Genomic DNA, 11,940 nt, shown 5'->3' with positions numbered 1-11,940 from the left:
ACTAATCACCCAACAAATAGAGTCTGGAGTACTTTTAGTTTGGCTTTTTACTGTTAAACCGTCTCGGTTTTGGCCTCTATCTTCTCATTCACCTTATCGCAAATGTACTCCCCAATAGGCATTGCAGATGTCGCTGCGGGAGACGGTGCGTTGCAAACGTGCAGGCTTCTTGCGCTTTCAGCAAACAAGAAGTCATGAACCAAGGTACCATCAGACAACACCGCTTGCGCACGAATACCCGCAGGATATGGTTTGAGATCTTCCACCTTGATGCTTGGGCAGTATTTGTTGACCAATTTGAGATAGCCCGGCTTCCACCATGAGTTTTTAAACTCATCCAATCCGGTTTTTAGATGCTTTTGTGTCACCTTCCAGAAACCGGAGAATCTGAGCATTTGCATGGTATCTTGCAAGCTAAAGTTGACCTTGTCGTACCCTTCCCGTTTCCAGCCTTGCACCGCATTTGGACCAACGGTCACACTACCATCAATCATACGAGTGAGGTGGACACCCAAAAAAGGCAAATCAGGATCTGGGATTGGGTAAATAAGATGATTCACGACTTGGTCGTGCTTACTATCCAAACGGTAGTATTCGCCGCGATAAGGGATGATTTGGAAATCGGTTAGAATACCCATCATCTTAGTCATGCGATCCGCCATCAAGCCACTGCAAGTAACCAAGAACTTGGTATTGAGCTGCATGGTTTGACCGTCTGAAATGCAGGTCAATTGGACTTCTTCGTCCTTCTCTTCGGCAGCCACCACTTTAGTTCTCAGGCTAATTTGCCCGCCGAGCTTTTGGAACTCTTCCGCCATCTGCTCAGTGACCAAACGATAATCGACAATACTGGTGGTTTTGACATAAATCGCGCCCAAGCCAGTGATGTTTGGCTCAGCCAGCTTGAGTTGAACTTCATCGAGTAGCTTTACGTCGATGCCGTTGACATGACAGCGCTCATAGAGAGCATTCATGCGTTCGACTTCTTGCTCGTTGGTCGCAACCAGTAACTTGCCACAGTTCTCCACCGGAATATCGTGCTCAGCGCAAAACGAAATGGTTCGCTCTACCCCACGCTTACAAAAATCGGCTTTTAAGCTGCCCGGTGCATAGTACACCCCGGCATGAATCACGCCGCTGTTGTGTCCGGTTTGGTGCTTGGCAAAACCGGACTCTTTCTCAACCAATAAAATGGATTTGTCTGGATGACGTTGCTGCAGTTGCCATGCCGTCGACACACCAACGATACCGCCACCAACAATGATGTAGTCATAGACTGATTTCATACGACCTCTTATAAAACCGATAGTTGAGATTGTTGCAATTTGAACTTGCGACCACTGTAAATGAACACCGCGATAAATACCGCGCAGCTTGCCACACGAACCAACATTGGGATGTCGTGCCAAACCAGCAATGTACCCACCACTACCAACAAGAGACGCGTCAGAATGTTTAGAGGACCTTCCAAGTAACCTTCAATCGCACCAATCAATGCATAGGTTCCGATGATGGCAAAGAAGCCCACGGTAATCACCGACGTCACATCCCAACTGACCAAGCCTGTGTAAGCAATCAACAACGGGACAAGATACAAACCTTTGGCGATTTTCCACGCCATCAGACCGGTACGCATTGGCGGTGTTTTTGCAATGGTTGCTGCTGCAAATGCGGTCAAACACACTGGAGGCGTAACGTTACTGTCTTGCGATAACCAGAAGATGATGAGGTGAGCAGCCAGCAATGCCAAGCCTACCGCTTCTATACCCAAACTTTGTTCTAGTAGGGTTTCCATAAAGTCCGCAGGCACTAGCGCCACCATTTCTTTCGCGGTTTCCAACGCCATTGGTGCATTAAGCAGTTCCAGCTTTTCTGGCGCCGCCAACATAAAGATGGCTTTTGCTTGTTCAGGCAATTGACCCGATACCATCAATTCAAGCAACTGGTTTTCCGCAATCAACTTGTAAAGCGCAGGGGCAGACAGTGTGCCCAATACAATATACGCCGCTGTCACGGGTAAACCCATACCCAAAACAAGAGAAGCGAGCGCAATCAGAACGATCATGATGAACAAGTCACCATTCGCCCAACCGTCGATCATCAGTGAGAACGTGTTGCCGATGCCCGTTGTGCTGATCACGTTGATCACCAAACCAATACCCACCAGCAATACGGCGGTTGTCGCCATGTTTTTCGCACCTTGTGAAAGTGCTTCGATGATCGCTTTTGGTCCCATCTTGTGATCTTTTGAGAACCAAGAAGCCACCACCACAGAAATGATCGACAAGCCAGCAGCGTAAGTTGGCGTAAAGCCTTGAACCAACAAAGTAACCAATACCGCCAGCGGGATAAGGTTGTGCCAACCGCTGATCAGCACTTTCAGTAGAGACTCATCACTGGTCGTGATTTTTTGAACGCCGCTGCGTTTGGCTTCGATACGCACAAAGAACGCCACAGACAAGAAATAGATAAGAGCAGGAATAAAAGACACCGCGATGATATCAACATACGGAATTTGCGTGTAAGACGCCATGATGAAAGCACCCGCACCCATCACTGGTGGCATCAACTGGCCACCTGTTGACGCCGCAGCTTCAACCCCCGCCGCGAAGCGCGAAGGGAAACCTGCTTTTTGCATCAAAGGAATACTGATAACACCGGTTGAAACCGTATTTGCCACACTTGAGCCGGATACTGAGCCCATCAAACCAGAGCCAATCACTGCGATAAAACCGGGACCACCAATGATTTTGCCAGCCGCAGCACGTGCCACATTGATAATGTAATCACCGACACCAGAGCGAACGAGAAACGCCCCAAACAGAATGAACATGAATACGAAAGTCCAACTGATGCGCGAGATAGAGCCAAACATGCCCTCAGAAGAATAAAAGCTACGGTAGAGCAAAGTTTCCATGCTCAAACCCGGGAAGTGGAAAATACCTGTCGCCCACTTACCCCAAAGCACAACGTAACTCAGACACACCACAATCAGCACTGGAATAAACCAACCCATGGTGCGTCGGATCAGCTCAATAACAATCAGGATTGCCATGATGGCGAAGACCCAATCGCTGGTCACGAACTTAACACCGCGTTCATATAGCGCATCTTCGGCATAGGGAATGTAGAGCAAACACGCGACCGCGCCTATGGCAATCAACACATCGATGCCGAGTGCAACCTTACTCTGCTTGAGAGAGATATGAGCCGGATACCAAAGCGCACAAATCACCGCAAAGCCAGCAAAGTGGGTCGCGGAAATCCATAACTCTGGTAACGTCGATAAGGTATTAAACCAAATGTGCAAAGCAGACAACACCACGCCAAACACAGTGATTGTAGTGGTTACCCACGGAAAATCAGTGCGCGTGGGCAGCTCAAACTTCTGCAATTCCTTTTCTATTGAGTCGCTCATCTCATACTCCAAGCTCTGGCGGCTTTTTCCATCTTAGAAATCGATAGGGATAAAATGCCCCGAGCCAAAACTCGGGGCGAAGTTGGCGTTATTTCGCCATTAAGTCTGATGGGATTTCGATGCCCATTTCTTTATAGTAACGCGCCGCGCCTGGGTGAAGAGGCACTGGCAAGCCAGCGATCGCTTTCTCAATCGCCATTGCTTTTGTTGCTTTGTGGATGCCTTGTAGGAAAGGCAGGTTCTCGTAGATCGCTTTGGTTAGCTGGTAAACGTCTTCTTCCGAGATATCTTCACGAACTGCCAAGAAGTTTGGCTGTGCAATGGTGGTGATCGGCTTATCTAGACCCGGATAAGTGTTCGCTGGGATCTCGTACTTCGTCCATAGGTTGTAGTTACCATTCGCCTCTTTAATCTGCTCATCGGTAAACGAAAGAATCGAAATGTCTTTACCCAGCGCAGCAAAAGCTTGAGTGACCGCACCAACAGGTACACCCGCAGGCGTGTTCATGCCGTCAATGGTGCCGTTTTGAAGTGCGCTCGCGCTGCCGCCGTAGCCCATGTAAGCAAGATTGAATTTATCAGGGTCTACCTTCAGACCTTTCATGATTTGGCGACCCGAGTTCTCAGTACCAGAGTTCTTCTTACCGATAGAGAACTTCTTGCCATCTAGGTTGTTCAGGTCAGTCACTGTGCCAGTTTTTGCTAAGTCAGAGCGAACAATAAAGTGCTCAACGTTTTGCCACAGCATAGAGACTGAACGCAGTTGTTCTTGACGACCGCTCTTCTCATAAGGACCTTCACCAGACCAAGCCCACGCACCATAAAGACCTTGTAGAATCGCGAACTGTGCTTCGTTTTCGTTCAGCAGTTTGACGTTTTCACCAGAGCCCGCAGAGCTGATTGCAGAAAGGGAGAAGTGGTGCTTTGGTGCCAATTTCACTTTGCTTAACGTCGCCAACGCTACGCCCACAGGGTAGTAAGTACCACCTGTCGATGCCGTTGCAAGAATGTAACTACGATCTTCTGCCGCAGCGTTAGCAGCAATACCAAAAGAAGTCACAGCGACAGCCAAAGCTTTTACCAGCTTATTCATTTTCATTATTACTCTCCGTGTAGTCGTTTCACGATTGGGGATTTACATCATGTTAAATCTTTATTAACAACAAATTCCCTAGAGCAATTGAAATGCCAACTTTTAAGTCATTGTATTTATTGACATAAGTACAGAAAGACATCAAAAATGAGCAAAATTATGCTGATTTGATAGCAAAGCGATGAGCAAGATCTTGCTTATTCAAGAGGAGAAGGTTGCACGCCTAGATCGCAAAAGGTTAATGAAATGTGATCAAGACAAAATAAATGCACGATTGGCTGATAAGCAATATTTTGCCGACGTGATTTTGGATTGGACTACAACTAATGAGCGTCTTAACAATAAGAATAAAAAGCGCATCATTCTAAACTGCTCACTTTACCAGCGGAGGTTTATAGCCTAAACGACTACAAATAGCACAAAAATACAGCAAAACAATCCATGTTAATGAAATGAAAAGTCATTTATTCTAATTTTGAGTTTAAAAACCAGTTCGATCCACCAGTTAAGAAACAAACATTGACCGTATCAACTTATTTTCTACTTCGGGGTTGTGCCAATAGCCTCATGTTCGTTAGGGTAACTACACACCAAGGCAAACGAATTCCTTGGTGCTTTTTTGTCACTAAGGATCACTCATGTCAGCAACTGCGCAATCACAATTCGCTTTAAAACGCCCATCTGGCGTTGCTGCTGCGATCCTCCTGCTCTCTCTGGAACTGATTCAGAGCTGACAGGCTATATCTAAACTTTCTGTCAGCTTGAGAAGAAGCTGACGGGAACACCACATACTCCTCCCATTCCTTTCAGTTTCTTCCAAGCGAAACATAAGAGGAATAACAATGTTAAGCGCACGCAATATCGCCGCTTTGGGCTTCATGACTTTCGCCATGTACTTAGGCGCGGGTAACCTGATCTTCCCTCCATTTTTGGGTTACCAAGCAGGTGAAAACTTTCTGAGCGGGATGTCTGGCTTCCTCTTGACGGGTGTAGGTCTGCCTGCAATGGCACTAGTGATGGTGGCTATCGTAAACGGTTCAGACAAATTAACCGCTGCCCTACCTAAACCTTTGGCGACCAGTTTTTGGGTGATGGTATTTATTGTGATTGGCCCTGCGTTCGTAATCCCACGTGCGATTACCGTGGCTTACCAATTTAGCTTTGCACCAATGTTTGGTGATGCCGCTTTGGTACCTTTCACAATTGCTTTCTGTGTTATCACCATTTTGTTTGCGCTATACCCGGGCAAATTAGTCGACAACCTAGGCAAGATCTTAACCCCGGCATTGATGGCTATTTTAGTGATCATGTCTGTAACCGCTCTGGTTTATCCAGCCGGCGAGCTTACTACTGCAACGGGACCATATGTATCTGGCGCATTTGCTGAAGGCTTAACCCAAGGCTACATGACCATGGATGCATTAGGTTCTATCGGTTTTGGTTGGATCATCTTCCGCGCGATTCGCAGCATGGGTGTGGATTGTCCGAAAGCCACCGCAAAATACACGCTAATCGCAGCTTTGATGTACGCGGTTGCCATGGCGTTTGTTTACATCTCATTGGCTTACATTGGCTCAACAAGCTCATACTTAGGTTCTGAGTTTAGCAATGGTGGCGACATCTTAACGGCGTTCACCTTCAGCCACTTCGGCGCATTTGGTTCACTATTACTAGGTGCCGTGATGGTATTGGCGTGTTTGACTACTGCTATCGGCGTAACCACCGCAGGCAGTGAGTTTTACGACAACACTTTCAGCAAAGTGAACTACAAAGGCTGCGTTATCACGACCATGGTGTTGGCAGGTTTGATCGCCAACGTAGGTCTGGAGCAACTATTGGCTATCACATTGCCAGCGGTTGTGGCGCTTCACCCAGTAGCGATTGCATTGATGATCATGGCACCAGTGCGCAACAAGATGTCGCAAATCATGGTGGTCGCGACGGCGTTCACTGCTCTAACGTTTGGTTGTGTTGATGCGCTGCACATCCTAGGTTACATGCCAGAAGCCGCAAACCAATGGTTAGACAGCAACATGCCGCTGTACCACTACTTTGCAAGCTGGATTGTTCCGACGATTGTCATGGTGGTTGTGGGTGTCGTCTTTACCCGCAAGGCAACTCAGCAACATACCGAGTTGGCAAACCAAGCCTAGATTGGAAAGTACTTTAGCAAATAAGTACCTCAACAAAAAACGGCTTCCTCAGAAGCCGTTTTTTCTATGTATAGTCAGAGCGATTTAGACCAAACTTCTGCATCTTTTGGTTGAGGGTTCGGCGCGGTAAATCTAGCTCGACCATCACATCCGTAATTCGTCCTTGATGTCGAACTAGCGAGTCATGCAGCACTTTACGTTCAAAGTTGTGTAGCTGAATCGCCAATGGAACGCCTGCTTGTGTCTCTTCGGTTGTAGAAGATGGTCGACTGGAGAGAATTTCCATCACGGAGACGGTTTCATCCAGTGCAAAACGCATCGCGACATTCCTCAGCTCACGCACGTTACCGGGCCAAGCGTAAGCAAGAATGGCTTTTCTATCGGCTTCACTAAGCGGACGACTCTCAGGGTTACTTTTCAGAGCAAAGTGTTCGAACAAGATCAACGCGTCTTCTTCTCGCTCACGTAGTGGTGGCAAATAGATCTGCGCTACATTGAGGCGATAGTACAAATCCTGACGAAACTCATCATGATCATTGAGATCTTCTTTCGCGGCGGCGATCACTCTCAAATCAACCGAGATCTGCTGATTACCCCCAACGCGCTCAACCGTATGTTCCTGCAATGAACGCAACACTTTCACCTGCATCGACAGCGGCATACTCTCGATTTCATCAAAAAATAAGGTGCCTTTATCCGCGTATTCCAATTTACCAATGCGCTTTTTACCCGCTCCAGTAAATGCCCCAGCTTCGTGCCCAAACAGCTCACTTTCAAACAAGTTCTCAGGAATAGCGCCACAGTTGATTGGCACAAAATGATGGGTTCTGCGTTGGCTTTCATTATGCAAGCTCGTCGCCACCAGCTCTTTACCACAACCTGTTTCGCCGTAAATGATCACGTTAGTATCAATGCGCGCTAACTTGGCTACTTGTTCTCTAAGCTGTTGCATCACTCGGCTTCGCCCAATCAACACTTCTTCTAAGCCGCTAACACTAGATAGGTACTCTTGGCGATCTTGAGTAGAAGTTTGTGCGCGATAACTCTCGACCGCTTCGGTCACACGTTGAGATAAGCGCTCAGGTTGGAAAGGTTTCTCGATAAAATCGAACGCACCGTTTTGTAACGCGCCTACCGCCATATCAACGTCACCATGTCCGGTGATCAAGATAACCGGCGTTGGAATGTGATTGGCAATCAGGCTTTCTAGTATCGACAAGCCGTCGGTGTCCGGCAGGCGAACATCACTGACAATCGCATCAAATTCTTGGCTAAGAATGGCGGCTTTGCCCTCCTCCCCCAAACTAAACGCGGTCACGTCGAACCCCGCGAGTTGCAACCACTGACTGGTAGCCTGACGAACAATGTCATCGTCTTCGATAAGTGCAATTTTAGGGATGTCGTCAAAAGCCATGAGTTACTGCCTGCTTTATGGGGTGGGAAAGAAATCGCTCTTTGTTAACGGTAGCAAAAACCACTGAGGAGAAAAGGAGCTAGATCTCACTTCTTGCTTACAAGTCTTTAACATCCAACCAGTTAGGCGCACTCTTTAATGACTCTCGGTGAGAACTCACTAGCTGAATGGAGTCAGTATGCAGCGCAAAAGGAATGGCAAAACATGGCTTGTGGTCGCAATTGCGGCAGTGCTGATGTTGTCTTGCTATAGCGCCAGTAGAGAGGTCGCCCGTCAATGGTTAAGTGTGCAAACTCAAACCGAAGCTCAACAAAAGCTGCTCGACTATATTGGTGAAGTTCGCCGTGCACTTAAACGCTTCTACCATCTGCCTTACCTTGTTACCAACAATCCAGAAACCATCGCGTTTGTGAAAGGAAATCGAACTTATTACGAGCCATTGCAAACCCAGCTGACTCAACTAGATAAAGCCGCCAATACAGAAGGCTGGTTAATCCTGTCTAACTCTGGCGAAGTATTGGTATCGAGTTTGATCGAAGAGCGCTTTAGCCTGTCTGACCGAAAAGCCATTGTGGAACAAATTCACAATCAAGGCGGCGGTGTTTCCTTGGTGAACAAAACCAAAGGTTCGAGCCCGTTGTATTATCTTGCTGCCCCTATCTACGACGGTCTGGATATCGCAGGCATTGTGGTGGTGCAAATCAACCTCAGCCTGTTGACCGAACAGACCATTACTAGCCAAGACATCATTACGTTGCAAAATCGCCAGCAACGCTTTTTCCTATCGAGTAGCTCGCTTTATAACGCTGACTGGTTTAACGAACCGAGCAACACCGTTCAGTTAGAAACGCAACGCTTGTACGACAACACCAATATCAGTGTGTGGACACTCAACCAACAACGTTATTTTGCGCACACCGTTAAATTGGATGATTTGAATTGGTACGTAAGCTACCTCACCCCTTCTAAGCCGATTCAACAAACCATAAACGTGATTGGTTGGAGCGTAGCTGCGCTGCTCTTATTGGTTGTATTACTCGTCATCATTGGTCTACAACGTCGCCAAAAGCACATCAACCAACAGCGAATTCAAGCCCTGTTGGAAGAGTCCCAACGCCGCTTGAAACAGATGATCAATAAGACCCACGTAGGTTTGCTATTGATTGATGAACAAGGACAATTGTTCGATCTCAACCCAATGGCAAAGCGCTTGTTCTGCTTGCCAGAAAGCGTCAATCGACACGCTTTTGCTTGGGAATTATTCGACGCAGGTAATCCCAATTCCACCACACTTAAGTTACTAAAGGACTTGCCTAAACATAAAGAGCTCGCAGAGATCAGCACGGTTGAAACCATTGCCAGACGCAGTGACGGTAGCGTCTTCCCTGTCCTGTTCTCGCTGACCAGTTTCCCTTGGCATGGTGATCAGTATTTCCTTGCAACAATCATCGACATCACTAAGCGGAAAAAAGCTGAGCAATCGCTGCAACAAGTAAACCAAGAGCTGGCGCAGCGGGTAGAAGAGCGTACTCAAGCGCTAAAAGAAGCGCAAAGCCAGTTGATTGAATCGAGCAAAATGGCCGCTTTGGGTCGCATGTCGAGCGCGATCACTCATGAACTCAATCAGCCACTGACAGGCTTGCGTACCCTGCTCACCACAAACGAACTGTTGGCAGAACGTGGCGAAACGGAGATGATGAAAGCCAACAATGTTTTGGTACAGAAGCTGATTGATCGCATGGCAAGCATGACCAGTCAGCTAAAGACGTTCGCCTACAACAAACCAGAAAGCTTACAGGCAATTTCTCTCACCTCTGCACTCGAAGATACTTTGCGGGTGTACCAATCCCAATTAGAGAACGTGGACGTACGTGTGCGCGTTCCTCATGACTTACCTAACATCATGGGTGAAGAACAACGGCTTCTGCAGGTCCTTGGCAACCTTGTGTCGAATGCATTGGATGCAATGGACCAAACCGCCAATCCACAGCTGAGTTTGATCGTCACCCCAGCCGACAATCAAGTAGAGCTCACGGTAAGTGATAATGGCTGTGGCGTCTCGGATAAAATGCTTGAATCCATGTTCGAACCATTCCAAACCTCAAAGAAAATTGGTAAGGGATTAGGGCTGGGATTAGCGATCACCGCCAATAATATGCGCGATATGAATGGGCAAATTATCGTGAATAAAAATGAACAAAATGGGCTGATTTTCACTTTATTGTTCAAGTCAGCGTGATTTTGTATCGATTACAAAGTCACCGTTAGAACTAGGCATCCCCGTCGTTTGAGAAAAACACGATCTCGATACAAGAATCCCTCCTTGACCTACACTATTCTCGAACACAGAAAACATACACTTCAAAACGATAAAGAGTGAGAAACATGATTAAGTTTCCTGAACATTTTCTTTGGGGCGGTGCTATTGCTGCAAACCAAGTAGAAGGGTCGTACAACCTTGGGGGTAAAGGGTTATCGACATCAGACATGTTGCCAAACGGTATTTTGAGTCCGCATCAAACCCGTGAAGAACGTACGCAGGGTATCAAAGACGTGGCGATCGACTTCTACAATCGCTACCCAGAAGACATTGCGCTATTTAAAGAGATGGGCTTTAACTGTCTGCGTCTGTCTTTGGCATGGAGCCGAATCTTTCCGAACGGTGACGAGCTAGAACCTAACGAAGAAGGTTTGGCGTTCTATGATAAAATTTTTGACGAACTTGCCGAGCACGACATCCAGCCTTTCGTGACCTTATCTCACTACGAAATGCCTTACGCGCTGGTTGAAAATTATGGCGGTTGGGGTGATCGCCACGTCATCGAATTCTTCGAACGTTATGCTAGCACCGTGCTGGAACGCTACAAAGACAAAGTGAAGCTGTGGTTAACATTCAACGAAATCAACATGTCACTGCACGCACCATTTACTGGTGTTGGTTTGCAAGAAGACGCCAGTGAACAAGAGATTTACCAAGCGATTCATCACCAGCTAGTCGCAAACGCAAAAGCGGTAAAACTGTGTCAGCAAATCGTACCAAACGGCAAGATTGGTAACATGCTGCTTGGCGCAATCAATTACCCATATACCTGTAATCCTGATGACGTGCTTGCTGCAATGCATGAAAACAACAAGTGGTTGTTCTTCGGTGATGTACAAACACGTGGCCAATACCCTGGCTACATGAAGCGTTACTTCCGTGAAAATGGCATTGAAATTCAGATGGAAGCAGGCGACTTAGAAGAGATCGCATCAGCAAGTGTCGATTTCATCTCATTCAGCTACTACGCAAGTGGTTGTGCGAGCGCGGATCCGAAACAAAAAGAAGTGGGTAACATCGTCGATAGCGTACCAAACCCATATCTGGAGAAGAGCCAATGGGGTTGGTTGATCGATCCAAAAGGCCTGCGCGTTCTGCTGAACTTCCTTCACGATCGCTACCAAAAGCCACTGTTCGTCGTAGAAAACGGATTAGGTGCACGTGATGAAATCGATGAAAACGGTGAGATTCAAGATGATTACCGCATCGCTTACTTGAACGATCACCTTGTACAAGCACATGAAGCGATTCTGGATGGCGTTGAGCTGATGGGCTTCACCAGTTGGGGACCCATCGATTTGGTCGCGAACTCAACCGCTGAAATGAGCAAACGTTACGGTTACATCTACGTTGATCGCCACAACGATGGTCAAGGTACATTAGAACGTAAACGTAAGAAGAGCTTCTTCTGGTATCAAGATGTGATTCGCACTGCGGGCGGCTCACTGAAAAACTAAGCTTATTATCTAGATACAAGCCTAGATACAAAGTGCATGTTTATTTAGATATAAAACAGCAAAGCCCTGCAAACGCAGGGCTTTT

Annotated in this window: 7 protein-coding genes; 3 read left to right on the top strand and 4 right to left on the bottom strand. The window is 47.1% G+C overall.

Features of this window, described 5'->3' with window-relative positions; genetic code table 11:
• Positions 1-53: 53 nt before the first annotated feature.
• From lhgO to ABMY42_RS00240, 3 genes are all read right to left on the bottom strand, one after another.
• Positions 54-1,286: an L-2-hydroxyglutarate oxidase gene (gene lhgO / locus ABMY42_RS00250; protein ID WP_045417080.1), complete on the bottom strand. Its 1,233-nt coding sequence runs from the start codon at positions 1,284-1,286 to the stop codon at positions 54-56.
• Between the two features lie 8 nt (positions 1,287-1,294).
• Complete coding sequence (locus tag ABMY42_RS00245; RefSeq protein WP_172581311.1) at positions 1,295-3,418, bottom strand: TRAP transporter permease; 2,124 nt, start codon at positions 3,416-3,418, stop codon at positions 1,295-1,297.
• An 88-nt stretch (positions 3,419-3,506) separates the two neighbouring features.
• On the bottom strand, positions 3,507-4,517 hold the full coding sequence (locus ABMY42_RS00240; RefSeq protein ID WP_005374185.1) for a TAXI family TRAP transporter solute-binding subunit: 1,011 nt from the start codon (positions 4,515-4,517) through the stop codon (positions 3,507-3,509).
• Positions 4,518-5,353: 836 nt separating this feature from the next.
• Here ABMY42_RS00240 and brnQ point away from each other — a divergent pair.
• The gene (gene brnQ / locus ABMY42_RS00235) at positions 5,354-6,664 is read left to right on the top strand and encodes a branched-chain amino acid transport system II carrier protein (RefSeq protein ID WP_349265833.1); all 1,311 of its coding nucleotides are present in this window, start codon (positions 5,354-5,356) and stop codon (positions 6,662-6,664) included.
• 64 nt (positions 6,665-6,728) lie between these two features.
• On the opposite strand, the gene ABMY42_RS00230 is transcribed toward brnQ, so the two are convergent.
• Positions 6,729-8,078, bottom strand: a complete 1,350-nt coding sequence (locus ABMY42_RS00230; protein WP_171370689.1) for a sigma-54 dependent transcriptional regulator — start codon at positions 8,076-8,078, stop codon at positions 6,729-6,731.
• Between the two features lie 178 nt (positions 8,079-8,256).
• On the opposite strand from ABMY42_RS00230, the gene ABMY42_RS00225 reads away from it, so the two are divergent.
• Positions 8,257-10,317: an ATP-binding protein gene (locus ABMY42_RS00225; protein WP_050925743.1), complete on the top strand. Its 2,061-nt coding sequence runs from the start codon at positions 8,257-8,259 to the stop codon at positions 10,315-10,317.
• 146 nt (positions 10,318-10,463) lie between these two features.
• The gene (locus tag ABMY42_RS00220; protein ID WP_349265832.1) at positions 10,464-11,855 is read left to right on the top strand and encodes a family 1 glycosylhydrolase; all 1,392 of its coding nucleotides are present in this window, start codon (positions 10,464-10,466) and stop codon (positions 11,853-11,855) included.
• Positions 11,856-11,940 lie beyond the last annotated feature (85 nt).

Source organism: Vibrio sp. SSH13-20, from assembly GCF_040104475.1.
In the GTDB taxonomy this organism is placed as follows: Bacteria; Pseudomonadota; Gammaproteobacteria; order Enterobacterales; family Vibrionaceae; genus Vibrio; species Vibrio harveyi.
Note: the sequence above shows the minus strand (reverse complement) of the source record. Positions and strands in the feature narration are given on the sequence as shown.